The following is a 25,252-nucleotide window of genomic DNA, read 5'->3' as shown; positions in this document are numbered from 1 at the left end:
GAGCCAGCCCGACTGGACAGGTCATACCACCCTTCTCCCCCCACATTGCAGGGGGGGAGGGTCGGCTGCCTGCCCGCTGACTAGCCGCCCTTGCGCAGCTCGGTGAGCACCAGCTTGGCCACCGCCTTGAGCGTGTCGAACACGCCCACGCCGGTCGGCGCCACCGCCTGGTACTCGGGGATGTTGCGCGGGTTGAGGGCCTTGCGGATCTCCTCCACCGTCACCGCGTTGGGCAGGTCCCGCTTGTTGTACTGCATCACGTACGGGATCTTGTTCAGATCGTAGCCCTGCTCGGCCAGGTTGATGCGCAGGTTCTCGAGCGACTCCATGTTCGCTTCCATGCGCTCGATCTGGCTGTCGGCCACGAAGACCACGCCGTCCACGCCCTTGAGGATGAGCTTGCGGCTGGCGTCGTAGAAGACCTGTCCCGGCACCGTGTACAGGTGGAAGCGCGTCTTGAAGCCGCGAATCTCACCGAGCGACAGCGGGAGGAAGTCGAAGAAGAGCGTGCGGTCCGTCTCGGTGGACAGCGAGATCAGCTTGCCCTTCGTGTCGGCCGCGGTCTTGTTGTAGATGTACTGCAGGTTGGTCGTCTTCCCGCAGAGGCCCGGCCCGTAATAGACGATCTTGCAGTTGATCTCGCGGGAGGAGTAGTTGATGAAGGACATGGCTTCCCGGGTTACTCGCTGAAGAGGTTGTCGATATCGTCGTCGGAGATCTCGGCGAACGGCGAGCCGATCCCCGGACTGTCGGTCTTCTTCACCAGGCTCTCGAAGATCTTCGCCAGCTCGTCGCTGGCCTTCTTGATGCGCAGGCGAACCAGACCGAGGCTGGTGCGGTTGTCGAAGATGACCACCAGCACCACCCGGCTGCCGACGATCGTCATGTAGAGGGAGTCCTTCGCCCCCTCGTGGAATTGATTGGGGAACTCATTCTCCCCGATCAGCTTGGCCAACCCGCCCATCGCCGCCACGTTGCCGGCCGTCAGCGAGGCCAGCGAAGTCGTGTCGATGTTCTGGGTCTGCCCCGCTGAGGAGATGAGCTGCCCGTTCTTGTCGACGAGGAACACCACCTTCGCGTTCGCGTCCTTGGTGAGCCGGTCGCAAACGGCGTTGATCTTGGTGAACTCCTCTTCGTACATCACCAATTGCGTGCCCATGGGCGTATCCGCTCCTCTACGCTCCTCAGCGTTCGCTTCTCCCCGCGCTCCGGCAGGCCCCCGTGGTTTCCAGAGTGAATCCCGGAGGTTAGATGCGTCGCTCCCAACCGCGGGATGCTTAGCAGACACCCACCGGTCCAGCAAGCTACGTGACCGCTCTTCCTCGGAGATCCTCGCTTGTTCTCAGGGGCTACGGACCGCTACATCGCTGATCGTACAACGAGGAGCGTCCGGACGGATCGTCGTCCGATCCTCCAGGAAGATCTGAGGGTTGTTCTCAGGTGCGCGGAAGGACAGGGCGTTCTGCTCGGGCTCCACCCCTACCTTGAGGGGCATGGAGTCGAGGGAGCCGATGCGGACACGGAAGTCTTGACCGAACAGGTCCACCGTGGGGGGGATGCGGGGCTTGCGCCCCTGCTTGGAGGGGCTGGAGCAGGTGCCGGTGGCGTGGAAGATGTAGTTGACGCCGGCCTGGATGTTGCGGGTGCGGAAGGTGCGCTGGCCGCCGCTCTTGAGGGTGCCTCGGGTGCTCCAGGCCTCGGCGCCTGGGCGGGGTGAGGCGCGGGAGGTGCGACTGTCGGCTACCTCTTGCGCCTGGGCGGCGCGCTGGGCGGCGTCCTGTTCCTCGCGGGCCAGGGACTCGCGTGCCTGGGACTGGGACTCGAGGGCGGACTGGTGGCGGGCGAGCAGCTCGCGGGCTGGGGGGCCGTACTCGGGGTCTTCCACGAGGGGCTGGGCCAGCTTCAGGACGAGGGCGCTCTCGGACTCGTGGTCGGCGAGCTGGGCGCGGAGGAAGCGGGCGCGGACGGCGTTCTGCGGGTGGGCCTGGAGGATGTCGTCGAGCAGGTGGGCGGCGGCGGTGCGCTCGTCCACGGCGATGAGGCTCTCTGCGTGGGCGGTGCGCACGCCGTAGTCGGCCGGAGCGAGCGCGAGGGCGCGCTGGGTGAGGGCGAAGGCGAGGACGCGGTCCTGCTTGCGGCAGGCGGTGGCGCCTCGGACGAGCAGGCGCGCGCCGTCGAGATCCTTCTGGGTGCTGGCGGTGTCCCCTGGGGTGTAGAGCTGCTGGAGGCCCTCGCAGTCCTGGGCCGCGAGCAGCTTCTCGCCGCGCTCCAGGCGGGCGTCGCCGGTGGTGGCCAGGACGCTGATCAAGAGGAAGAGAGGCATGGCCCGTGTTTACGGGAGGGCTCTTGGCGCTGACAAGGGGGGCCGTGAAATGCACCGGAGGTCAATGGAACATCGGCGTGGGCAGGTCGGGCACACGGGTCGGCTTGAGATGGCGCTCGTGGTCGTAGAAGCACTCGGGCCCTAGGTGGGAGATGAGCTGGCGCTCGAGGGTGATGCCCTCGGATGTTCCAGCGGAGGAGGGTTGCGCGTAGGGCTGCACCAGGAGGATGCCGTCGCCGAGGTCTCGCTTGAACTCCGCTGCAAGGGAGTCCAGCCGCTCCCCGAACATCCGAGTGAAGAGCGGCCCGAAGAAGTTGCGCCAGTACAGTCCTTCCAGCCCCTGGCCATAGCCCTGGATGGTGAGCACTTCCGACGAGCCGAATCCATCCGGGTTGGAGACCATCCGGCGCGTCTTCTGCTTCATGTCTTCGTCGGTGCCGGCTTGGGCGAGCGGAGAGTGAAGGAACTTCATCAGTTCCAGCACTTGCTGCTGGTGGGCGGCACGCCATGAGGGTTTGGCGGCCTCGACGATGGAGGTCTCCCAGCAGATGTCCCCCACGTAGGGAAACTCCCGCACCTTGGAGGGGGAGATGAGGATGAAATCCCGGTCCGTCCGGGCCGCTACCGTCATGTTCTGGTGTCGCTCGTAGTACTCGGTGAGGGCGTCATAGTCGATGTGCGCAGGGTCCAACCGATTCTCCAGTAGGGCCCTTCCGAAGCGCACGGGCCGGAACCACCGGTAATCCTCGAAGATGACCCGCAGAAATTCGCGGATGACAGAGGGCGGCGGAATGCCTGGAGGCAGGTGAATGCTCGTTGTCAGGTACCGCTGTCGCATGGGCGTGCCCGTCAGGGAAGGGACTTCACCGACGCTTTGCCTTGGAGTTGCAGGCGGAACAACGAATCCTGCAGTGTTTGTGTGAGTCTCGTTGCCCCTTTGGGATGCCGAGCCGAGCGGATCCACAGTTCCATGTGTCCGCCGAACTCTTCTACATACTCCAGCATGGCCTTGAGGTTGCCGCCCAGCGCCAGCTCCTGGCGGCCTTTGGCTTCGATGAAGAAGTAGGGCTGACCCCAGACCAGCTCCCCCGGGGTGGTGCTGCTCAGCACTGCGTCCGGGATGAAACCCTCGGCGTGACTGCCCGGCGGCGGCATCATCATGGCTCTGTTCTTCGCCTGCGTCCGCGCCTGGAGCACCTGCTGCTCGAACTCACCACCCGCCTCCTTGTTCTTGAGGATCTGCTCGTACTTTCTCTTCCAGTCCGCGTCGATGGCGTAGCGGAAGCGGGGATATCTGGCTGGATGGCGGAACTGGTAGTCCACCCAGGCCGCCGCCATGTGCTCCGCGCTGCCAGGCTCCAGGCGGACGCCTGCTTCTCCCAGCCGTGAGCCCACCAGTGGCACCTTGCCTCCGCGCCGCAACGTGGAGGCCGCCTTCAGTAGGGGCTTCTCCAACCCCATGGCCACGCGTCGCAGGAAGGCCACCTCCTCCTCGCTCAGCCGTCCTCCCTTGGCCGCCTGGCTCAGAAGGTTCTCGATCTTCGCTGCGTCTTGGGGGCTCAGGTGCGAGGCCACCCGCTGGAGCACGCGTATCTCCTCCAGGCTTCGGCCTGTCAGCAGCGCCGTGCGCTCCAGCACCTCTCCGCCCTCGGCCAACGCTCGTCCTGACGCCAAGGGGAGCAGCACGCCGAGCGCGCACAGCAGCCGCTCGTTGGCGTTCAGCTCGCGGCCCGTCACGCTGTAGCCGAAGAGGGCTCCAGCCGCGTCCGTCAGCTCGCCGAGCACCGGTGTCGCTCCGTAGAGCAGCTCGATGGCCAGCTCCTCGGGTGGAGGGCTGTTGTCCTCGGGCGGCGTGTAGTCCAGATGGGGTGGAGCGACCCTGCCCAGCTCGATGGCCGTGGCCAGGGCGCTGCTCCTCGCCAGCAGGTAGAGCGCCACTTCGGTGGGGCTTCTGCGCAGCAGCTCCTCGTCTTGCGCATGGTCGTAGGCCCAGTCCAGCACCGCACTCGCGAGCGCCTCCAATGACCGGGTGCGCAGCGGGTGCTCCGTCAGCAGGTGACGAGGCGCCACCAGCCGTACACGCTCCCGTGCTGCCTCCGCCCAGCGTGCCTCTGCCCAGGCGTGGAACTCATCGAGCTTCGCCTCCACTACCGCCTGTCGCTGGGTATCCGCTCGCTCCTTCTGCTCGCGCTCCTGCTTCGAGTGGCTCGACGCCAGCCAGCCTGTCCCCTCCGGCGCGCTCCCGCCGTTCGAAGCAGCCTGGTGGACGGCATCCCGCCGCTGCCGCAGGACACGCTGCTTCCGCCAGTGCTCATTGAGCTCGCTACAACCCACTGGAAAGTCACAGGGTTCCAGGGGGCGTGGCCCTATGGCACAGCCTCCAATCAGCACGCTCAGGACCAGGGCTGACATCGTGCGCAGGCGTCCGTGCTGCTTCCGCGCGACTCCGTGCGCTCTGCCGCGCCAACAAGCCGGACCGTCCATGGGGGAGACGGTAGGTTCCGCTCGCATGCCACTGGAGGACCTGGGGCGTCGCCTGCTCGAGACGGTCGGGATGGGTGGGGAGCCCGACCTGGAACCTACCCTCGGTGAGGCCCGCCCCGGCGGGCCGTCCGGGTTTCTTTCACTAGAGTTTTGGGGACCTTGGGGCCTTTCCCTATACTCCGGCCCGTCTTGGCCCGACTGCGACGTACCCCTACCTTCCTCGTCCTCCTGTCGCTCGCCTTGATGGCGCAGCCGCGCAGGGCCGTCGCGCAGGCAGAGGAGGCTCCCGCGTCGGGTTCCGGGATGGAGCAGGCGGCGTTTCGCCTGCGCTACGGACTCTCCCTGCGCGAGGGCCAGCAGGTCGACCTGGGGCCGGGGCTCACCTACTCCGGGTTCACGCCGAATGATCTGGCCGTGTGGGCGGCCGTCTATGGCCCGGGCCTGGACTGGCTGGGAGCCCAGCTCAGCGTGCAGCGCGAGGCCTTCACCTTCTCCCGGGAGTCGGCTCGCGTCACCGAGGGAAGCCTGCTGCGTGCCTCCTTGGGAGTCGTCGCGCGCAGGCAATTCGGGCCGCTCCGAGGCGAGCTGAGCGCCGGATATGGCTTCAGCCAGCTCCCGGTGTTCGGAGCCTCGAACACCGCCTCCCCCGTGTTCCAGCGAGGAGGTCGTCACGCCGCTCTGCTGGGAGGCCGGCTGCGCTTTCCGATCTTCCGGCGGGTGGAGGGCGAGGTCCGAGGGGAGTTTCCCCTGTCCCTGGCAGCCAGGGAGGCGGAGGGAAGAGGCGCCTCCTCCAGTGGTTTTGCAGCCGGTGCGGCGCTCCTCGTCCCCGTCAAGCAGGTGGGCCGCTGGCAAGGTGCGGTGGTGCTCGACTACCAGTACGTCCAGGACAAGCTGACGGCCGACAGCGGAGCGCGCTCCGACCAGACCCTCCAGCGGATGGGGGTGGCGCTGGAGTTCTTCTGGCTCGATGCCCGGACGGCCGCCGCGCTCGCTTCTGCTTCCTCGCAGGAGGAGCCGGGCGCCCTGTCGCTCCAGGTGCTGGACGCGGAGACGAGGGCCCCGCTGGCCGGTGCCCAGGTGACGCTCGTGGTGAAGGGCCAGGAGCGGGGGGGGCGGCAGGCCGATGCGAAGGGTCAGGTAGTGGAGCTCCAACTGGAAGCCGGAGAGGTGGTCGCCCGCGTCACCGCCGAGGGCTACGAGCCCGCCGAGGGCCGAGTCACCGTCCTGGCCGGCGAGCGCGCCACGCTGGAGGTCCAGGCGCGCAAGCAGGCTCCGACCGTCGGCGGCTTGAAGGTGATCGTCGTCGACAAGCGCAACAACCAGCCCCTGCCCAACGCCCAGGTGGTGGTGGGCGACAAGGAGCTGAAGACGAATGCGGCCGGACAGGTTCAGCTGGGCGACCTGCCTCCGGGCCCGGTCTCTGTGAAGGTCACCGCGCCCGAGTTCCAGTCCCTGGAGGAGGCCGCGCTGGTCATCGCGGGCAAGGAGTCGGAGATGACCGTGCCGCTCGCTCCCGCCAAGCGCGTCGGCTACGCCACCGTCTCCGGAAAGGTTCGCAGCACCCAGGGCCGGTCCCTGGTCGCCACGCTCGTCATCCCCACGGCCAGCGTCCGCACGCGCACGGATGCCCAGGGCACCTTCTCGTTGAAGCTGAAGCCCGGCACCTACCGCATCATCATCTCCGCGAACGGCCACCTGACGCAGACCAAGTCCGTCACCGTGCGGGACGGAGAGCAGGCGATCTTCAACGTCGATCTCTTCCCGAGGACCCGGTGAGCGCGCTCCGTCTCAGCGTCGCCGCGTTCCTCTTGATGCTGGCTGTGGGATGTGGCGATCCCGCCTCTCCGCCGCCGCCAACTCCCGGGGATGGCACCGCGCCCGCCTCGGGGCCGCGGGATGCGGGAGCTGGCCCGCTCGCGACCCTGCAGTCCCTCAGGGGCGAAGTCCGGCTGGAGCGTGAGGGCAAGGTAGGCCCCGCCGCCGAGGGGCCGCTCATCACGGGGGACGCCCTGGAGACGGGAGCCAACGGCTCCGCCACGATCGCCTTCGCGGATGGACGCACGGTCGAGCTGGGCTCCGATGCTCGCTTCGTCCTGGATGAGGATGCCTCTGGAATCGTCCTCAAGGTGGCGCGCGGCATCGTCCTCAGCCGGGTGCCCGCGACTCCGAAGGGCCGGCCAGGCCCGGTGGTCCAGCTTCGCATCCTCACCCCGTACGGCCTCACGCGCGTGGGCGGCACCGAGCCGAGCGAGGTGAGCGTGAGCGTCGGCCCCACGGAGAGCCGCGTCGAGGTGAAGCTGGGCGCCATCGAGTTCGTGTCGAAGGACGGAAAGGAGATCCAGGCCGCCGCGGGCGAGTCCGTGGCGGTTGCCGAGGGCCGCGCGGAGCTGGTGACGCGCCCGCAGAAGGTCCTCGAGCTGGGGACCATCCAGGTCACCGTGCGCGCGGACACGGGCCGCGTGGAGGTGCGCTCCAAGGGCAGCGCGCAGTGGCGCTCCGTGAACAAGGGCGGCAAGAAGCTGGCCGTGGGCGATGGCGTCCGCGCGCGCGGCGGGACGGCCTACCTGGCGCTGGAGGGCTCAGCCTCGACGATCGCGCTCGGCTCGGGCGGCGAGCTGGTGCTGGAGGGCGCGGGCCAGCTGGGCTCCCAGGACGAGGCGCGGCTGGATCTTCGCCAGGGTGAGCTGGCGCTGAAGCTGGCGCCCGAGCGGGAGAGCCGGGTGGTGGTGTCTGGCCTCACGCTGGAGAGCTCCGGAGCGGCGGACCTCAACGTGCGCCGCACGTCGAACGGCTTCGATGTGGCCGCGCGCGCGGGAGACGTGACGCTGGTGCAGGGCGAGTCCCGCAAGCCACTGCGCGCAGGCGAACAGGCCAGCGTCTCGAACGCGGGAGAGGCCCGCGTGGCCCCCATGGCCAAGGCGCCGCTGGCGCTGGCGGCGGCGACGGAGGACGTGCAGGTGTTCCACCAGGGCCTGCCCGAGGTGACGCTCTCCTGGGAGGGGCAGGGGGATGCCATCGTGGAGGTGGCCTCGGAGCCGTCCTTCTCCAGGCTCCTGCTGCGAGGCGTCGTCCACCAGCCCTCCGTCAACGTGCGAGCCCCCGAGCGGGGCCGCCTCTTCTGGCGGGTGCGCCGCCCGGACGGCACCGAGGTGACGAAGGGCAGCGCGACCTTCGCTCCGGAGCGGGCGCCGAAGAACCTGGCGCGCATCACCAACGAGGTGCCCGAGGGCCCGGAGAAGACGACCATCTTCTACCAGGACAAGCTCCCGGCGGTGGTCTTCACCTACGCCGCCGAGCCCCAGGCGGCGAAGTACCGCATCTCGGTGTACCGCACCGGTGAGCTGGGCAAGCCCGTGGCGGAGCGAACCGTGGCGGAGACGAAGGCCCCGTTGGAAGCAGGCGTGCTGCGCGAGGGCAGCTTCCTCTGGTCGGTCACTCCGCTGTCCCGCAGCGGACAGCCGCTCCGCGGCGGGCGCATGAACAAGCTGGAGTTGGTGTACGACAACTCCGTGCCCGTACTCGTGGTGAACGCTCCTCGGAACGGTCAGCGAGCAGGCAAGCGTGTGCGCGCGGTGGGGGTGGCTCCCGTGGGGACAAAGCTGTCCATCAACGGTCGGTCCGTGGCGCTGGACGCCAAGCACCGCTTTGATACCTGGGCCGAGCCAGTGGGCGCCCCCCCCGTCCTCCTGTTTAAGATGCAGAATGCAGGCACCCCGGATGTGTACGTGGTGCGCACGCTGAAACGAGGTCCCGAGGAATGAGCAGCACCGAGCCCAAGTCTGGGAGCCAGGCCGCGAGCCCGCTGCTCCTGCAGCCCTATGGGCAGTACGTGCTGGTCCGCAAGCTCGCCGAGGGCGGGATGGCGGAGATCTTCCTCTCCAAGCTGCTGGGCGCCGACGGCTTCGAGCGCAACGTCGTCATCAAGCGCATGCTGTCGAACCTGTCGAGCCTGCCCGACTTCGTGGAGATGTTCCGAGACGAGGCGCGGCTGGCGGCGCGGCTCGCGCACCCGAACATCATCCAGATCCACGAGCTGGGCTTCGTCGACGGCTGCTACTACATCTGCATGGAGTACCTGGCCGGCGAGGACTTCTCCACCACGCTGCGCCAGGCGGGCCGCAAGCGCCAGTACACGCCGATGCCCATCACCCTGCGGGTGCTGGTGGACGCGGCGCGCGGCCTCCACTTCGCGCACGACTTCACCAACGAGCAGGGCGAGCCGCTCAACATCGTCCACCGGGACATCTCTCCCTCGAACCTGTACGTGACGTACCAGGGCCAGGTGAAGGTGCTGGACTTCGGCATCGCCAAGGCCGCGTCGCGGCTGGTGCAGACGCGCACCGGCGTGGTGAAGGGCAAGTACATCTACATGGCCCCCGAGCAGGCCCAGGGCAAGGAAGTCGATCGCCGCTCGGACGTGTTCTCGCTCGGGGTGAGCCTCTACGAGTCGCTCACCAACGTGCGGCCCTTCGCCCGAGAGAACGATCTGGCCGTCCTCAACGCGCTGGTGCAGGGCGACTTCGTGCCGCCCAGCTCGCTGCGCCGCGACATCCCTCCGGAGCTGGAGGCGGTGGTGCTCAAGGCCATCTCCCTGCGCCCCGAGGATCGCTACGCCACCGCGGCCGACTTCGCGGATGCCCTGGAGCACGGCCTGAAGGGCAAGGTGGCGCTGGCCTCCCACAAGGAGCTGGCCGAGTACCTGCGCGCGCAGTTCGGCGAGGAGCGCTTCGCGGAGAAGACCCGCGTCCCCACGCTGGCGACGCTGCAGACGATGCTGGCGCAGCAGGGGCTCGCGCCGGCGCAGCCCGTGGTGTTCGCCTCCAGCGGCGTCTTCCCCACCGTCCAGCCCGCCGCGCAGCGCCTGAGCTCTCCGGGCATCGCCACGGTTCAAGCGAGGCCGCCAACGCCTCCGCCTGCGGGGCCGCCGCGCCGCCAGGGTCTGCTCCTCGGCGTGGCGCTCGGCGTGCTGCTGCTGCTGGGGGGAGGAGGCTTCGTGGCCTGGCGAGGGTTCTCGAGACCGGTCGAGGCCTTCGTCCCCGCGCCCGAGACGCCGACCACCCCCGTGGCGCGGCCGTCGGTGGATCCGACTCCTCCCGTCGGGACTCCGACCACGGCCGTGACTCCGCCGCCCGCGACTCCAGAGACTCAGCTCGAGACTCCTCCGACCGAGGCGGCCGCGCCCACCGATGAGCCCGAGACGAAGCCCCCCGCCACCACCAAGGACACGCCCCGGACGCCGAAGGCACGCCCGGTGACGCTGGGAATCGGCGATGTGGAGCGGGTGGTGGCCAAGGGCCGTGCCCGCATCGCGAGCTGCTTCGAGCGCTACAAGTCGGACCTGCCCGCGGACACGGGCGTGGTGCGTGTGCAGCTCTCGATTGCCTCCTCGGGGAAGGTGAAGGCCACCACGCAGGGGCCGCTGGCCTCCAAGTCGGTGGGCCAGTGCCTGGAGACCCAGGCCGAGCGCCTGCGCTTCCCGGCCCACCGCGACCAGGAGGTCAACGTGGTGCTGCCCTTCGACTACACCGTCAAGCGGTAGCGGCCGTCACAGCTCGCGGCGCGCGCTGAGCGCCTTGGCGAGCGTCGCCTGGTCGGCGTACTCGAGGTCCCCACCCATGGGCAGGCCCTGGGCGATGCGGCTGACGCGCAGCCCCAGCGGCTTGAGCAGGCGCATGAGGTAGAGCGCGGTGGCCTCGCCCTCCACGTCCGGGTTGGTGGCGAGGATGATCTCCTCCACCTTGCCGTCGTTGAGGCGCTCGAGCAGTTCCTTGATGCGCAGCTGCTCGGGGCCCACGCCCTCCAGCGGCGAGAGCACGCCGTGCAGGACGTGGTAGCGGCCGCGGAACTCGCGCGTGCGCTCCAGGGCCATCAGGTCCGCGAACGTCTCCACCACGCAGAGCACCTTCTCCTCGCGGCGGGTGTCACGGCAGAAGCCGCACAGCTCCGAGTCGGTGAGCGAGTAGCAGCGGGTGCACAGGTGCACCTTCTCCTTCACCTCGCGGATGGCCACGGACAGCTCCTCGGCGTACTCGCCGGGGGCCCGCAGGATGTGGAACGCGAGGCGCTGCGCGGTCTTCTCGCCGATGCCCGGCAGCTTCGCCAGCTGGGCAACCAGGCGGTTGAGAGGATCGGGAGTCATCCGGCTTTAAGTAATCCCGGGGATCTTGATGCCGCCGGAGATTTTCGCGAGCTCCTTCTGCATGTGCTGACGGCTGCTCGCCAGGGCGGCGTTGACGGCCGCGGTGATGAGGTCCTCGAGCATCCCGGTGTCGTTCGGGTCGATCGCGGCCTTGTCGATCTTGATGCTGCGGATCTCCTGGATGCCGTTGGCCACCACGGTGACACGGCCCTCTCCGGACTTGGCCTCGACGGTCTCGTTGGCCAGCTCCTGCTTGCGCTGCTCGATCTTCTCCGTGAGCTTGTTCGCCTGCCGGATGAAGTAGTTCAGGTCGATGCCGGGCATGATGCTTCCTCTGCGATCTGGGAAGCGGGCGCTTGCCGGGCGCCCGCGATGGAAGAATGGACGTGCAACCTACCGTCGCGCGAGCCCTTTGTCAGGCGGTCTCCTCAGGAGATTCGACCGCCGGGCTGGCTGGTGGACGCTCGGGTTCGAGCACCTGGATGTGCTCGAGCTCCCCCCCGAGGATCTTCAGGACGGCGCGGATGGCGGGGTGGGAGCGCACCTTGCCCTCGGTGCTCTGCTGGTGGGCGGTGCGGACCTGGGCCTCCTGCTCGGCGATGCTGAGAGCGGAGGCGGCTTCCCCCGAGGCCTCTTCGACGACCAGCCTCGTGGGCCGGCCGAAGTGCTCCGAGAGCGCCTTCTCCACCAGGGCCCGGCCGCTGCCGCCCGTCACCTGGGCTCGGTGGAAGGCGGCCGTGGGGATATAGGCCACGCCCACCTCTCCGGCGCGCAGCCAGAGCAGCCGGCCGTGGGCGAGCGCGGCGCCATGGCGGGGACTCGCCGCCTTGACGGTCTCGACCGCGGCGCGCCAGCGCTCTCCCGCGGTCAGGCCCGGGTTGTCGCGGCCGTTGCGGACGGGGGCGGGGGTGGGCTCGGGCTCAGGCTCGGGCTCGGGCGCCGCATCCGGGAGGCACTCGCCGGAGGCACACCCCTCGGCGGAGCCCTCCTCGGGGAAGAGGCGCTCGTCGTCGACGACCTCGGGCTGGGCCGGCTTGCGCACGTTGGTGATGCGCACCGCGGGTGCAGGCTCGGTGACACGCGAGAGCGGAGTGGCCCCGACGGGTGTGCCAGCCTCCGGCCTCGGAGGGGCCTCCGGCGGGCGCGAGACGGCAACGGGTGCGGGCCCTCCGTTCCGAGCAGCCTCCCAAGGGCGGGGAGCGGGCGCGGGGGCGGAGGGACCGTGGCCGTTCCCGTTCGAAGGCGCGGGCGCGGGCGCGGGCGCGGGCTGAGGGGCCGGGACGGGAGCAGGACGAGCGGCTTCGGCGGGAGCGGGGCGCTCAGACGCGAAAGTTCGCGGAACCGGAGCGACCTCCCGGCGCTCCGGGCTGGGACTTCGCGGCTCCCTCTCCACCACTGAGGCCCTGGGCGAGCCGATCCACCTTGGCGAGCAGGTCCGGGATGCTGCTGGCCGGCGAGAGCTGGATGGCCTTGAGCAGCGCCATCTCCAGGGCCAGCCGCGGCTGGGCGGCGCGGGACACGTCCCACACGCAGCCGTGGACGATGTCGAACAGCCGCGCGAGCTGGGCGGAGTCCGCCTCCTGGGCCAGCGCCTGGAGCGCCTTCTGCTCGGACTCGGCGAGCTCGGAGGGCGCCTCGCCCACGGCCTTGGTGACGAAGAGGTGGCGCAGCTGGAGCGCCAATTCCTCCGCGAGCCGCTTCAGGTCCAGGCCGCGGTTGAAGACCTCCTCCACGCGCGAGAGCACCTTCTTCGCGTCCTTGCGGACGAGCGCCTCGGCGAACTCCTGCACCATGGTGCGGTCGATGGCGCCCATGGCGTCGGCCACCGCCTCGTCGGTGGGGTTGGGGCCGCACGAGGCGAGGATCTGGTCCATCAGGCTGAGCGCGTCGCGCATGCCGCCCTCGGACTGGCGCACCACGAGCGACAGCGAGCGGTCGGAGATGCCAGCGCCCTCGGCGTCGGAGATCTGCTTGAGGCGCTGGAGCATGCGCGCGGCGGGGATGCGGCGGAAGTTGTGCCGCTGGCAGCGCGAGAGGATGGTGTCCGGGAGCTTGTGGGCCTCGGTGGTGGCGAAGATGAACTTCACGTGCCCGGGCGGCTCCTCGAGCGTCTTCAGGAGCGCGTTGAACGCGGCCCCCGAGAGCATGTGCACCTCGTCGATGATGTAGATCTTGTGCCTGTCCCGCTGCGGCAGGTACTTGGCGTTCTCGCGAATCTCGCGGACGTTCTCGACGCCGTTGTTGGAGGCACCGTCGATCTCGGCCACGTCCACGGAGGTGCCGGCGGCGATCTCGGTGCAGGCCCGGCAGGTGCCGCAGGGAGTGGCGGTGGGGCCCTGCTCACAGTTGAGCGCCTTGGCGAGCAGGCGGGCGGCCGTCGTCTTGCCCACGCCGCGCGGCCCACAGAACAGGTAGGCGTGCGCCACGCGGTTCATCTTGATGGCGTTCGCGATGGTCCGGACGATGTGCTCCTGTCCGGTCATGTCATCGAAGGTCTGCGGGCGCCATTTGCGTGCGAGGACGAGGTAGCTCATGGGGGCGCCTATCTAAACACGCTGGCTTCGAGGATCCATGCGCAACTGCCTCGCCCCGTGAGACGAGGGCGAGGGAGGTGCCGCGCACGACAGTCTGATTCGGTGAGTCAGGAGAAAACGGGACTTGGTCCGTGCTCAGAGCTTCTTCTGCTTGCGCTTCTTGAGCCAGGCCTTGCCCTCGGGCGACTTCACGAAGCCCTCGTACTCCTTGATGCCGGTGAGATCCGAGAGTTCCGCGCCCCCGTCCTTCTCGAAGCGGGTGAGCAGGCTGGCCGTGTCCGCGTAGGCCTTCTCCTGCAGTGAAAGGCCGATGAGGGCGAACCAGGCGTCGTTGTAGTGGACATCGGTGCGGATGGCCTCCTCGAAGTACTTCTTGGCCTCGGCGGTGTCGCCCTTGTCGAGCAGGACGCTGGCGCTGAGGAACGGGAGGTAGGGGTCCTTCACCCGCCGGTTGAGCCGGTCGATGGTCTTCAGCACGGCGGGGTAGTCCTTGCGCAGCAGGTGGCCGTCAATGGAGACGAGGTCCAGCGAGGGATCGCCCGGGTAGGCCTTCTCGAACTCGGCGATGGACTTCTGGTACTCGGCCTCGCTGACCTTCTCCGCGGCGGACATGCGGATGAGCAGCACCGGCTTGTGCTGACGCATGGAGGCGCCCATCTTCGCGAAGGTGTCGAGCACCTCCGGGTACTTCTTCTCCAGGAAGAGCTGCTGCATCTTCTGCATCTTGGGCAGCTCCTTGAGGAACTCCTGCTCCTTGCCCATCAGCTTGTCGAGGATGCCCTTCTGCGCGTCGGCCAGGGCGGCGATGTACATGCGCCGCGCCGTCTCGCTGAAGTTCTCACCCGAGATGAAGGTGTAGATGTCGACGATGATCACCTCGCCCTTGGCGTTGCGGGCCAGCTCGAAGTCCAGGTAGTTCAGCCCCGCATCGGAAGAGGAGCGGTAGAGGGCGCGAGGGACACCGCCCTCCGTGCGGGCATTGAGGAGGCGGAAGGCGGCGTTCTCACCGCGGAGCGCGACGATCTGCTTGCCGAACTGCATGCCCTGCCGGCGCATGCCCTCCTTGAAGCTGTCGGCAAACTCCTTGGGCGCGGGGATGCCCTTCGAGATGCGCGCGAAGAGCTGATCCATGTCGACATTCGAGTCGATCACCTGGCCTTGGCCGTCGGTGATGCCCTGCTCCATCTGCTGGGCGAAGGCGAGGTAGGCCGGCTCGAGTTCCGATGAGGCGGCGGCTGGGGCAGCGGGAGCCGCCGCGAGGACGAGGAGCAGGGGAAGGAGCATGGGGCCCTTCATACAGAGGAGAGCAGTCGGGTGACAAGGCGGGGGGGGCTACTCGCCGACCCTGGCGGGGTGGACACGGTGGAGCCGCTTCCTCCACTCCCAGGGTGGGTTGGTGATCTGGAGCTCGAACTCCAGCTCGGCGGGGCCACTGAACTCGGGAGTGAAGGTGGCGCGCTCGGAGAGTTCCTGGACGACCTTGTCGGCGGGCTGGGCGTTCAGGTTCTTCGAGAAGAGGACCTGCTCCTTGCGCGGTCTGGGCTCGCCGCCCTGGGAGGGAGCCTCCCTCAGCCAGACCCACAGCTCGCCGAGCTGAAGGTTTCCCTGGCTGCGCGTGCTCAGCAGGCTGAGCACGAGTTCATTGGGCACGCCCTTGCGGAGCTCGGCCGAGAGCTGACCCTTGAGGAACAGGCCCCATTTGGGGTCGCCGACGAGGGCCATGGGTGGTGAGGCGGGAGCCTTCTCGGGCCGGTAGAGATCCTCCAGGAACAGCCACTCACCGAGGAACCAGTTGGGATGATCGTCACTGACGAACCGGGGCGGCCGCTGTGCGCCCCCGGTGCAGGGGTTGGTGCCCCACTCGATGAAGAACTTCTTCGCCTCGACCTTGAGCGGGCCTTCGTGGACACAGCTCCCCTGGCGGTACGAGGCCTTGAAGCGGCCCTCCGGGAGGAAGGTGATGGACTCTGGCTGCGTGTCGAGATCGAAGGGGTTCACCTTGAGCCACGGTGTGCTCACCAGCTGCTCGTAGCCTCTGAGGATGGGGAGCGGGGCGACATGTGTCTTGCGCAGGGGGGCCTTCTCGGCCCCCTCCAGTGGCTCCTCGGCCCGGCGGAAGGGACGGCCGGCGAGGAGCATCTGGTCCGCGCCCTGCAGCTCGAAGGGCATCAGGTTGCCTTCCTCCGTGGCGATGACGCCGGAGGTGTCGCTCGAGGCGCGGACATCCCAGGACTTCGCATAGGAGTCGTGGCGGCTGCGCTTCAGCGCGTTCGGGTGGATGGAGCGGCCGTAGACCCCCTCCGGGTAGAAGACCCAGGGCCAACAGTTGGCGTCCGTCTTGCCCTGGCGCTCGCACTCGACGTCGATCCAGGGAGCCCAGGTCAGCTTGCGGAAGAGCTCTCCCGAGAAGGGAACGGGGAGCGGCGGGGGAGAGGGCGGAGCCTTCGTGACGGTTGGCTCACTCGCGGGCACTGCCTGGGGCGCTGGCTTGCGCGAGCTCGTTGGCAGGCCCAGGGTGACGGCGATGCCTCCGGCGAGGAGCAGGGCATAAAGGCCGTAGCGCCACAGCGGGGTGGAGCGGGCCTCGCGCGGCAGCCGGCGGACCCATCGCCAGGCGAGGAGGGAGAGCAGCACCAGCACCAGCAGCACCGAAAGCAGCACCCAGGGACGGGTCAGCTCCACGCTGACCTGCTCGAGGACATACTGCTCCTGCTTCGCGGCCTGGGTCCTGGGAACGGGAGGAGGGCTCATTACCGCGCGGTCTCCTGGAGCTTGGCCAGCAGGCGCTTGCGCCGTTCGGGGCCTCGGGTGGACCACTCCTGCGTGAGCTGCACGGCGCGCGGCCCTCCATGGGCCAGCGTCTGGACGATCTCGGCGTCGAGGACCTCGTCCTTGTCCCGGTGGGCGCGGTCGAGGAGCAGCGGGACGATCTCCTCCGGAGCATCCTTGACGGGTCCCTGGAGCCCGATCAGCGCCGCCTTCGCGACCGGGAGCTTCTCATCGTGCTCACGCTCGAGCGCGCGGAGCAGCTCCACCGTCCCGGGGTGGCCCATGGTCCCCAACGCCTGGGCGATCTTCGTGCGCGGCTCATTCCCCGCGGGGCGGTTCTTCCTGCTCATCCTCGGGCGGTTCCTGTCCTCGGAGTACGCACGAAGGAGGGTGCCCAGGAGGGAGATGACCTCGGGCCCTGGTTCCTTCACCTGCATGAGGCCGTTGATGAGCAGCTGGCGTTGGTACGCGTCGGCTTGCGAGTTCACGAGCTCGACCAGGAGCCTCCCGTCCTCCGGCGTTCCCCACCGGGCCAGGAACTGGAACGCCAGGAAGTGCGCGCTCTGGGCTTTCGGGTCGGCCAGGATGGAGCGCGCGGTGGGAAGGTGGGGGCGCGCCAGGGACGCGTCGAACTCGCCCAGCTGGGAGATCGCCATGGCACGGGCATGGGCGTCAGGGTTCTGGGTGAGCTTCTGGAGCGTCGACACCACCGTGTCCGTGTGAGCGTTCCGAAGGGTGAGGAGCTTCGCCGCCTCCACCTGGAGCAGGGCATCGGGATGTTGGAGGGCCAGCAGGAGCATCGGGGTGGCATCGGGAAAGTCTGGAGGGAGCGCGCCGAGCGCCTTCACCGCCTCGTAGCTCTTCCCGCTCTTATTGGACTGGATCATCGCGCGGAGCTTCTTCGCCAGGGTCTGCTGGGTGGCGGGCTTCTGGGCGGGAGCCAGTCGGACCAACTGCTCCAGCGCGGTGCCGGCGAAGTCCTCCTCTTCCAGGAGCCGCATGAGGCGGGGCACGGCATCCGCGGGGAGAGGATCCAGGGAGGCCAGACTCTCGATGGCGCCCTGGCGCACATGGTAGTCCCGGGACGAGAGCATGGAGAAAATCATCTGCCGCGAGGCGGCATCTCCAATGCGGGCGAAGACCCGGAGCAGGTTCGCACGGAGCCTGGAGTTCTCGTACTTCCAGTAGGGTTTGAGGATGGGGACGATGGCGGGTCCGAAGCCAGCCAGGTCCGCGATGGCCGCGTCCTGTCGCTCCCGGAGCGAGGGCCCCTCGTTGCAGTCGTCCATGTCACAGAACTCGCGCTCGGTTCCCAGGACTCCCACCAGGAACTGGAGCCGCTCGAGGGCTTGCGGAGAGAGCGACGCATCACCTGTCGCCGGAGGGGAGCCCGCGAAGGCGAATTCGGGAAAGGAGACGAGTCCTGGCGCGATGATTCCCACCAGCATCACGAACAGGCGCGGCATGTGTCGCCTCGGCATGGGTCGACATACTAGCGTGTCTGGAGCCTTCACCGAGGGGCCTCCCGCTCGACCGAGGCATGACGGCGGGCCCCGCATGCGCGGGAGGGGCGGACTACACCTCTTCGAACTCGTCCGGCTCCTCGTCACTGCAGAAGCTGTACGGCGGCCAGGGGCCCGTCGGATCGAAGATGAAGCCCTCGTCGCCGAAGAGCGAGGCCAGCTCCTGCGCGGCGGCAATCAGCGCCGATGCGCCGGTGTTGTCAATGAGAATGGCGACATTGAGCGTCATGGCCTCGCTTCGTCCGCTCGTGGCCTCCGACAGGAGCGGCCGCATTCGGGTGTCCGCGGCCTGGGCCTCCAGGACGTCGAGCACCTCGTCGGAGACCTCATCGCGCCGCAGCTGGCAGAGCTCCGCCAGGCGGGCCTCGCGCTTCTTGCGGAGGACATACGCCTGGCCGGGGCTCGCCCTGGCCGCGGCGGCCTCGAGCTGCCGCAGCTCGGGCTCGCTCACGGCGAGGGCGGCCTCGAGCTTCGCCTTGTCGCAGAAGACCTTGAAGCCCCACTCCTGGCGATCCCGGACCCGCTCCAGCTTGTCCTGGAACCGCTCCTCGTTCTGGACGAGCGAGCTCTGGAGCATCTGGGCGCTGCTGAAGAGCGTGCAGAGGCGGGCCGGGACGACGGAGCCATGCTGCATGACCTCGTCCAGCACGGCGGTGTGCTTCTGCGCGAGCAAGGAGACCCAGTCGATGCGCTGGAGCTTCTCCTTGAGCGCCTGGGAGGAGAACTCGGTCGCGGAGACGGGCTCGACGAGCGCGACGAGGTTGGAGAAGGGGACGGCCTGGAGCGCGGCGGCTTCGCTCACGGGAATGGGCTGCCCCGCGGGGATGACCCCATAGAGGTACAATACGTGCTCACCACGGGCTTCGGTTTCCATGGAATTGCTCCTGCTCAGCGAGCGATCTCGGCGATCGCGGCCTCGAACTTCTCGCGGGTGATCTTCATCTTCGAGGGCGAGCCCTCCTTGCCGTGAGCCGAGATGAACTCACGCACGGCCAGCAGGGCGGCGCGGTGACACACCATCTCGATCTCCGCGCCCGAGCACCCCTGCGTCTGCTTCGCCAGCTCGGCGATGTCGACGTCGGGGGCCACGGGCTTGCCCTTGAGGTGGACCTCGAAGATCCTCCCCCGTCCTGCCGTGTCCGGGTTCGGCACCTCCAGGTGGAGATCGAAGCGGCCCGGGCGCAGCAGCGCGGGATCCAGCATGTCCCGGCGGTTCGTCGCGGCGATGACGAGCACGCCCTTGAGCTCCTCGACGCCATCCATCTCGGTGAGCAGCTGGCTGATCACCCGCTGCGAGACGCCGGAGTCCCCCGCCTCCGCTTCGCGCACGGGGGCCAGCGAGTCGATCTCGTCGAAGAAGAGGATGCAGGGCACCGCCTGGCGCGCCTTCTTGAAGACCTCGCGGACCGCCCGCTCGCTCTCGCCCACGTACTTGGAGATCAGCGCGGGCCCCTTGACGGTGATGAAGTTGACGCCGCTCTGCGACGCCACGGCCTTGGCCAGCAGCGTCTTGCCCGTCCCGGGCGGCCCGTAGAGCAGGATGCCCTTCGCCGGGCGGATGCCCGCGTGGCTGAACAGGTCCGCGTACTGGAGCGGCCACTCGACGGCCTCACGCAGCTCGCGCTTGATGGAGTCCAGCCCGCCCACCTGGTCCCACTTGACGTCGGGCACCTCCACGAAGACCTCGCGTACGCCCGAGGGCTCGACCTCGGCCAGCGCCGAGAGGAAGTGATCCATCGTCACCTTGAGCGAGAGCAGCACCTCGTAGGGCAGCTCCTTGTTGGCGAAGTCGATCTCCGGCATGACGCCGCGGAGCGTGGTCATGGCCGCCTCGCGGCACAGCGCCTCCAGGTCCGCGCCCACGAAGGCGTGGGTGATGGCCGCCAGCCGCTCGAGGTTCACGTCCTCCGCCAGCGGCATGCCGCGGGTGTGGATCTCCAGGATCTCCTTGCGAGAGATGGCGTCCGGGATGCCAATCTCGATCTCGCGATCGAAGCGGCCGGGGCGCCGCAGCGCCGGGTCCAGGGAGTTGGGCAGGTTGGTGGCGCCGATGACGATGATCTGCCCGCGGGACTCGAGGCCGTCCATCAGCGCCAGGAGCTGGGCGACGACGCGCTTCTCCACCTCGCCCTGCACGTTCTCCCGCTTGGGGGCGATGGCGTCCAGCTCGTCCAGGAAGATGATGCAGGGAGACTTCTTGCGGGCCTGCTCGAAGATCTCCCGGAGCTTGGCCTCGCTCTCGCCGTAGAACTTGTGGATGACCTCCGGGCCGCTCACGGTGATGAAGGCCGCCTCCGTCTCGTGGGCCACGGCGCGGGCCAGCAGCGTCTTGCCGGTCCCCGGAGGGCCATAGAGGAGCACGCCCTTCGGCGCGTCGATCCCGAGCCGCTCGAAGATCTGCGGATAGCGCAGCGGCAGCTCGATCATCTCTCGCACGCGCCGGATCTCCTTGCGCAGGCCTCCCACGTCCTCATAGGAGATGCCCGTCGACTTGGTGCCCCGCTCCGTCTGCTCCTCGAGCGTGATCTGCGTCTGGGCATGGACGACGGCGCACCCCTCCCTGGGAGAGGTGCTGACGACCTCGAAGTCCTGATAGCGCGAGCCGAACAGGGTGACTCGCACCCGGTCCCCCGCGATGACCGGCAGGCCCTCGAGCAGCCGCACGACATAGCGCGAGTCGCTGTTGCGCTTGAGGGACGGCGCGCCGCCTACCGGACGCAGGACGATCTTCGTCGCGGGCGCATGGGGGACCTTCGAGATCCTCACCCGCTGGTCGAGCCCGACCTTGGCGTTGCCGCGGGTGATGCCGTCGATCTGCAGCAGCCCCTTGCCTCGCATGTCGCTGAAGGCGGGCATGGCCTTGGCGACCGTGGTGCGCTCGCCCGTGATCAGGATGATGTCACCGACCTCCGCGCCCAGGAGGGCCAGGTCCTTGGGGTCGAGCCGCGCGACGCCTCGACCTACATCCTTGGCCAGGGCCTCCGCGACTCGGAGTGACGTGCCCGCGTCCTGGCTCTCTCTCTTCTTGGCTTCAGCCGTCATTGCTTACCGCTCTTTCCGTTGCCGTCAGGAAGCTTCCCTGCGCGGGAGGTGGTGAATCAGGTGGCGAAACGCGATGTTCGGGTCGAGGAAGTCATCCACCCGGTGGAGCAGCCCGAGGAAGAGCAGCCCCGTCTCGTCATCCCGGAGCGTCGAGCCGATGCGCCGGGCGATGAACCTGTCCCGCTCGCGCAGCAGCGCCTCGCCCTCGTTCTTGAAGTTCCGGACATCCGTCTCCGAGGGGCTCTGCCGGGCGGCCTCCACCAGCTGCTGCCCGCGGCGGTATTCCTTCACCAGCAGCTCCGGGCTCTCGGTGCCCATGAGCGTGGCGCCCCGCTCCATCAGCTCCAGCAGGAGGCGGTGGTTCTGGCTGCCCTTGGACGCCAGCACCTGGACGATGTCGCGCTCCCGGTCGCAGACGGGGAGCCCGTCCTGGTAGAGCCGGGTCTTCTCCCAGGGGATGGGCAGCTCGAGGAGCGTCGTCCGGAGGCTGTTCCACATGGAGTCCACCGAGGCCACGCGCTTGGACCACGCGCTGGCCCCGAAGGACTCCTGGAAGCGCCGGCGCAGCTCTTCCGCCAGGCTGCCGAGGTCTACCTCCGAGTGGAGGATGGGAACGTGGATCAGCGTGCGCACGCTCTCTCCTTGTGCTCATCGAGGAGGACCCTGTCGCCCGCGGCGGGGGCGAGGGTGAAATCACAGAAGCTGTAGGGCGCCCAGGGGCCGCTGCCGAGCATGAGGAGCGAGGGAAACGCCTGCCGGATCTGGTCGGTGGCCGCCCAGAAGCTGTCCACGTCCCGACGCGAGATCAGGTAACAGCCGTCGAACATCTGCCCGGTCAGGGTCCGCTTCATGGACTCCCGTCGGGACTGGCTGTCGGGAGCCAGCGCGCGGAGCCCCTCGAGGCTGAAGGGGAGCTGAGAGAGCCCGCCAGCGAGGAGCTCTGGTAGTTTCACCTTGAGCGCCATCTCGACCCGGCCATGGAAGCGTGCGAGGTACTGGCACAGCACTTCCTCGTTGGCGGTCAGCACGCGGTGCAGCTCCTCCTGGGAGCGGAGCACGACGCCCAGCCGGAAAGGCACCACCGCGCCACAGGCGGCGAGTGCCTTCCCGACGATACGATCGTGCCGCAGCGCGGCACGCTGGCTCTCGCTCTCGGGCTTGCCAACGATGGCCGTGAGGGGGCCTCGGGTGACCCACCGAAGGCCTCGCAACCGGGCCCGCGCGGCGAGCGCCTGATCGGCAGCTACCACGGCATAGAGACCTAATTGTCCGGACTTCGTGGCTTGCATGGCTACCCCCTGGGGCTCCAAAGGCTATCGAGCCTTCGGCAGCTTCAGCTCGAAGACACCGTTGCGATAGGAAGAGGTGGCCGCCTGGGCCTGGACGGGCGCCGAGAGCAGCACTTCCTTGCGGTATTTGCGCTCACCTCGAGTGGCGCTCAGCAGGAGCACATCCTCCTTGAGCTCGAAGTGGATGTCCTGGGTGTCCACCCCGGGCAGCTCGGCGACGATGAGCAGGTGCTCCCCCTCGTCGAACTGATCCACCATGGGCTCGCGGACCTCTTCCACCACGGGGCCCTTGCCATCGTCCTGGACGTTCCCGAACTTCTCGACGATTGGCTTGCCTCCGCCGCCTACGCGAACGGAGAAGCCATACACCGCCTTGACGCCTTTCTTGTCGTCGCCGAGCTCCTCGGAGTGAGTGAACTCTCCGCCGCTCTTCTCGGCCAGCTCGGAGAGCAGCTCCATGAAGCCGCCGAGGCTGCGGAACATCCCACCTAGTCCAACATCGATCGGGCCCGACTCTGGTTTTCGTTTGGGTGCCATGCTTCCTCCTCGCTGAAAGGAATAGCAAGCCCCGCGCCAGCGCCGCTCATGAGGTGGGAGAGGGGTAGATGATCAAAGGGGAAGCCCTTTCCCCGGGGGCAGGGGCTGTCCGCGAGGGGCCACGGGGCCGCAACGGCAGGCTGGGCTCGGGTGTGTTGCGGTCTTCCTCGACGGCGTGGGATTTCGCAACGCCCTTCTGGTTGCTCCAAAGGGAAGCCGATTCCTGCCCGCGGAAGCGCCATGCGAAAGCTTGCATATATCGATAGGGCAGGCGCCTCTCGAAGGGAGCGCTCGTGATCCTCTTGGAGATCCACCGTACGAAAGCACGTGCATTCGAGCGCGCCAGGCGCCTCCGAAACCGTGGCACCCGCCTTGCTAGACACATCAGCAAGCCGCACGAAGCGGCCCAAATACGGAGGTAATGACAATGGCAAAGGTGATGAAGTCGACGGACTCCTCGAGCCTGGCGGAAGTGGTTGATCGCATCCTGGACAAGGGCATCGTGATCGATGCCTGGGCGAAGGTGTCGCTCGTCGGCATCGAGCTGCTCTCCATCGAGGCTCGCGTGGTCGTGGCCTCGGTCGAGACGTACCTCAAGTACGCCGAGGCCATCGGCCTGACGTCGACCGCGGCGGCCCCCACCCCGTGATGAAGGTGGATGTTGATGAGTGAGTTCCGCTTCCCGGGGCGTGAGTCGTTTACCGCCCCGGGAGAGCGGTTTGTAGGAAGTGAAAGCCTGTCGGCCCTTCAGGGCCAGGAGGCTCGAGCACCCCAGAGACGAGAGAGGAGAAAGCCCATGACCGCGCATTTCAATAGCTTCACCCCCGAGGCAATGAGTGCCCTCAGGCACCAGCTCGATGAGAAGGCCCAGCGCCGCTCCGAGTTCATCAGCAACTCCTGCAAGCACACCTCGACGATGCTCGCGGGCTTTCGGAAGCACCAGAACGATGCCGAGGCTCAGCGCCGCGAGCGGGCCGCGCGCGAGGCGGATCGCCGGCGCCAGTTCATGAGCAGGCTGCGCTCCCGCGTCCACTCCCTGCTGGATCGCTTCGAGATGAAGCGCAAGGAGCGGGCCGAGGATCTGCAGGAGATGAACCACGAATTCCGGAGCGCGAGCGAGTCTTTCCGCGCCGGGTAGGTCGGCTCGAAGGCCGCCCGCCCATTCACCCCATGAACTGCAGCCTCGGCGTGATGCTGGCGCATGCCGAGGCTGTCTTGCCTGAAAGGAGCATCCAATGAGCAGGGAAGGAAAGAGGAGTGGCCAGGCGGCGCTGGCCGAGGTTCGGACCCCAGACACCATGCAGGCGGAGGCCAGCGAGAACTTCGTCCTGACGCCCCACGTGAGGCGCATCGCGGACCGGGCGCTGGCCTATCTCCAGGCGGGATATCCCGTCCACTTCTCGGGGCCGGCGGGCACCGGGAAGACGACGCTGGCGCTCCATGTGGCGGCGCTCCGCGGCCGCACGATGACCCTGATGCACGGGGACGACGCGCGGGGCTCGAGCGATCTCATCGGCAGCGACTACGGGTTCCGCAAGAGCAAGGTCGTCGACAACTTCATCCACTCGGTGGTGAGGACCGAGGAGCAGACGACCACCCTCTGGGCCGACAACCGGCTCACCCAGGCCTGCAAGACGGGCGACACGCTGGTCTACGACGAGTTCACCCGCTCGCGGCCCGAGGCGAACAACGGCCTGCTCTCGGTGCTCGAGGAGCGACTCCTGGCGCTGCCCATGCGCGGCCCCCAGGGCGACGAGTACCTCGAGGTCCACCCCGAGTTCCGCGCCATCTTCACCTCCAACCCCGAGGAGTACGCGGGCGTACACCGCACGCAGGACGCGCTGATGGACCGGCTCATCACCATCAAGGTGGACTACTGCGACCGCGACACCGAGGCGCGCATCACCCAGTCCCGCTCTGGAATTCCGCTCGAGGAGGCGGAGGTGATCGTCGACATCGTCCGCGCGCTGCGCGGGATGGCCCTCACCAAGCAGAGCCCGAGCCTGCGCGCCTGCATCATGATCGCCCGGGTGCTCGCCCAGACGAGGGCCCACGCCTACGCGGATGAGCCGATGTTCATGGACGTGTGCGGCGACGTGCTCAGCGGCTTCGCCATCAAGACGGGCCCGGGAGCGAACCCCGTGGAGGAGCTCGTGGCCCGGTACGCGCGCCGCCGCGGGCCCCGCACGGAGCTGCAGGCCGTGCCCACCCCCATCCCCCTCGCCGCCCCCCAGGAGGCCTAGCCATGGGCATTCGCGCCAAGGGTGCCACGGAGATCAAGACCATCGCCGCCATCCGTGGCAGCGGCGTTCACTCCGGCGAGCGGCACGTCCACCAGTTCCAGATCGCCTCCCTGGAGCTGGAGCGCTCCCGGCGGATGCAGGAGCGGAAGGCCGCCATGACGCGGATCGCGAACCTCGACGCGCGCCTGGCCGAGGTGGAGGCGTTGATCCGCAAGCATCAGCAGGTGCTGGGCGTCACGAGCCTGGCCGCTGGCGACGAGAGCGGCCGCGGGGCGCCCGCGGAAGAGAAGGCTCAGACGAACGAGAAGCGCCGCACGCTCCGGTACTGAGCGGGCACGAGGTTCATTCCACTGGCCTCCCGTCACAGGT

24 protein-coding genes are annotated in these 25,252 nt (G+C 68.3%); 7 read left to right on the top strand and 17 right to left on the bottom strand.

Annotation, left to right across the window (positions count from 1 at the left end; translation table 11 throughout):
- Nucleotides 1-80: 80 nt before the first annotated feature.
- The 5 genes from mglA to KY572_RS43890 form a co-directional block, all read right to left on the bottom strand.
- Entirely contained in the window at nt 81-668 is a 588-nt protein-coding gene (gene mglA / locus KY572_RS43910; RefSeq protein ID WP_002613100.1) for a gliding-motility regulator Ras-like GTPase MglA, read from the bottom strand.
- A gap of 11 nt (nt 669-679) precedes the next feature.
- Complete coding sequence (mglB, locus tag KY572_RS43905) at nt 680-1,159, bottom strand: gliding-motility regulator GTPase-activating protein MglB (protein ID WP_224249754.1); 480 nt, start codon at nt 1,157-1,159, stop codon at nt 680-682.
- 183 nt (nt 1,160-1,342) lie between these two features.
- Nucleotides 1,343-2,323, bottom strand: coding sequence for a tetratricopeptide repeat protein (locus KY572_RS43900; protein ID WP_224249753.1), 981 nt, complete (start codon nt 2,321-2,323; stop codon nt 1,343-1,345).
- 61 nt (nt 2,324-2,384) lie between these two features.
- Nucleotides 2,385-3,014 carry a hypothetical protein gene (locus KY572_RS43895; RefSeq protein ID WP_224249752.1) on the bottom strand — a complete coding sequence of 210 codons (630 nt, stop codon included), beginning with the start codon at nt 3,012-3,014 and terminating at the stop codon, nt 2,385-2,387.
- 158 nt (nt 3,015-3,172) lie between these two features.
- On the bottom strand, nt 3,173-4,657 hold the full coding sequence (locus tag KY572_RS43890) for a hypothetical protein (protein ID WP_224249751.1): 1,485 nt from the start codon (nt 4,655-4,657) through the stop codon (nt 3,173-3,175).
- Between the two features lie 339 nt (nt 4,658-4,996).
- Here KY572_RS43890 and KY572_RS47620 point away from each other — a divergent pair, with 339 nt between their 5' ends.
- Genes KY572_RS47620 through KY572_RS43870 form a run of 3 tightly spaced genes read left to right on the top strand, consistent with a single transcriptional unit; the run spans nt 4,997 to nt 10,346 of the window.
- Nucleotides 4,997-6,583: an MSCRAMM family protein gene (locus KY572_RS47620; protein ID WP_263452491.1), complete on the top strand. Its 1,587-nt coding sequence runs from the start codon at nt 4,997-4,999 to the stop codon at nt 6,581-6,583.
- Complete coding sequence (locus KY572_RS43875; protein ID WP_317987980.1) at nt 6,580-8,568, top strand: FecR family protein; 1,989 nt, start codon at nt 6,580-6,582, stop codon at nt 8,566-8,568. Before KY572_RS47620 ends, KY572_RS43875 begins: the two co-directional genes overlap by 4 nt.
- On the top strand, nt 8,565-10,346 hold the full coding sequence (locus KY572_RS43870) for a protein kinase domain-containing protein (protein ID WP_224249750.1): 1,782 nt from the start codon (nt 8,565-8,567) through the stop codon (nt 10,344-10,346). The genes KY572_RS43875 and KY572_RS43870 overlap by 4 nt, the downstream gene beginning before the upstream one ends.
- A gap of 6 nt (nt 10,347-10,352) precedes the next feature.
- Here the strand turns inward: KY572_RS43870 and recR are convergent, their stop codons facing one another.
- The 12 genes from recR to hsp20 all read right to left on the bottom strand — a co-directional run bounded on the left by recR (nt 10,353) and on the right by hsp20 (nt 22,586).
- Nucleotides 10,353-10,946, bottom strand: a complete 594-nt coding sequence (gene recR, locus KY572_RS43865) for a recombination mediator RecR (protein ID WP_224249749.1) — start codon at nt 10,944-10,946, stop codon at nt 10,353-10,355.
- A 6-nt stretch (nt 10,947-10,952) separates the two neighbouring features.
- On the bottom strand, nt 10,953-11,270 hold the full coding sequence (locus tag KY572_RS43860; protein ID WP_224249748.1) for a YbaB/EbfC family nucleoid-associated protein: 318 nt from the start codon (nt 11,268-11,270) through the stop codon (nt 10,953-10,955).
- A 91-nt stretch (nt 11,271-11,361) separates the two neighbouring features.
- Nucleotides 11,362-12,003: a DNA polymerase III subunit gamma/tau gene (locus KY572_RS43855; RefSeq protein WP_224249747.1), complete on the bottom strand. Its 642-nt coding sequence runs from the start codon at nt 12,001-12,003 to the stop codon at nt 11,362-11,364.
- 262 nt (nt 12,004-12,265) lie between these two features.
- Complete coding sequence (gene dnaX, locus KY572_RS43850) at nt 12,266-13,480, bottom strand: DNA polymerase III subunit gamma/tau (RefSeq protein ID WP_224249746.1); 1,215 nt, start codon at nt 13,478-13,480, stop codon at nt 12,266-12,268.
- A gap of 135 nt (nt 13,481-13,615) precedes the next feature.
- Nucleotides 13,616-14,764, bottom strand: a complete 1,149-nt coding sequence (locus tag KY572_RS43845) for a tetratricopeptide repeat protein (RefSeq protein WP_224249745.1) — start codon at nt 14,762-14,764, stop codon at nt 13,616-13,618.
- A gap of 48 nt (nt 14,765-14,812) precedes the next feature.
- Nucleotides 14,813-16,231, bottom strand: coding sequence for a hypothetical protein (locus KY572_RS43840; RefSeq protein ID WP_224249744.1), 1,419 nt, complete (start codon nt 16,229-16,231; stop codon nt 14,813-14,815).
- Nucleotides 16,231-17,715 (bottom strand): HEAT repeat domain-containing protein, encoded by a 1,485-nt coding sequence (locus KY572_RS43835; protein WP_224249743.1) that lies wholly within the window; start codon nt 17,713-17,715, stop codon nt 16,231-16,233. Before KY572_RS43835 ends, KY572_RS43840 begins: the two co-directional genes overlap by 1 nt.
- Before the next feature lie 109 nt (nt 17,716-17,824).
- Complete coding sequence (locus KY572_RS43830) at nt 17,825-18,646, bottom strand: GvpL/GvpF family gas vesicle protein (RefSeq protein WP_224249742.1); 822 nt, start codon at nt 18,644-18,646, stop codon at nt 17,825-17,827.
- Between the two features lie 14 nt (nt 18,647-18,660).
- Nucleotides 18,661-20,814: a CDC48 family AAA ATPase gene (locus tag KY572_RS43825; RefSeq protein WP_224249741.1), complete on the bottom strand. Its 2,154-nt coding sequence runs from the start codon at nt 20,812-20,814 to the stop codon at nt 18,661-18,663.
- A gap of 24 nt (nt 20,815-20,838) precedes the next feature.
- A complete protein-coding gene (locus KY572_RS43820) occupies nt 20,839-21,447 on the bottom strand; it encodes a hypothetical protein (protein WP_224249740.1) in 609 nt (202 codons plus the stop codon).
- Nucleotides 21,435-22,103 carry a GvpL/GvpF family gas vesicle protein gene (locus KY572_RS43815; protein WP_224249739.1) on the bottom strand — a complete coding sequence of 223 codons (669 nt, stop codon included), beginning with the start codon at nt 22,101-22,103 and terminating at the stop codon, nt 21,435-21,437. The genes KY572_RS43820 and KY572_RS43815 overlap by 13 nt, the downstream gene beginning before the upstream one ends.
- A 24-nt stretch (nt 22,104-22,127) precedes the next feature.
- The gene (gene hsp20 / locus KY572_RS43810) at nt 22,128-22,586 is read right to left on the bottom strand and encodes an archaeal heat shock protein Hsp20 (RefSeq protein WP_224249738.1); all 459 of its coding nucleotides are present in this window, start codon (nt 22,584-22,586) and stop codon (nt 22,128-22,130) included.
- 481 nt (nt 22,587-23,067) lie between these two features.
- Here hsp20 and gvpA point away from each other — a divergent pair, with 481 nt between their 5' ends.
- The 4 genes from gvpA to KY572_RS43790 all read left to right on the top strand — a co-directional run bounded on the left by gvpA (nt 23,068) and on the right by KY572_RS43790 (nt 25,212).
- Nucleotides 23,068-23,289 carry a gas vesicle structural protein GvpA gene (gene gvpA, locus KY572_RS43805; protein WP_224249737.1) on the top strand — a complete coding sequence of 74 codons (222 nt, stop codon included), beginning with the start codon at nt 23,068-23,070 and terminating at the stop codon, nt 23,287-23,289.
- A gap of 147 nt (nt 23,290-23,436) precedes the next feature.
- Nucleotides 23,437-23,778, top strand: coding sequence for a hypothetical protein (locus tag KY572_RS43800; RefSeq protein ID WP_224249736.1), 342 nt, complete (start codon nt 23,437-23,439; stop codon nt 23,776-23,778).
- A gap of 97 nt (nt 23,779-23,875) precedes the next feature.
- Entirely contained in the window at nt 23,876-24,883 is a 1,008-nt protein-coding gene (gene gvpN, locus KY572_RS43795) for a gas vesicle protein GvpN (RefSeq protein WP_224249735.1), read from the top strand.
- Between the two features lie 2 nt (nt 24,884-24,885).
- Entirely contained in the window at nt 24,886-25,212 is a 327-nt protein-coding gene (locus KY572_RS43790) for a hypothetical protein (protein WP_224249734.1), read from the top strand.
- The last annotated feature ends 40 nt before the right edge of the window (nt 25,213-25,252 follow it).

Origin of the sequence: Hyalangium gracile, from assembly GCF_020103725.1 — a bacterium.
Classification (GTDB): Bacteria; Myxococcota; Myxococcia; order Myxococcales; family Myxococcaceae; genus Hyalangium; species Hyalangium gracile.
Note: the sequence above shows the minus strand (reverse complement) of the source record. Positions and strands in the feature narration are given on the sequence as shown.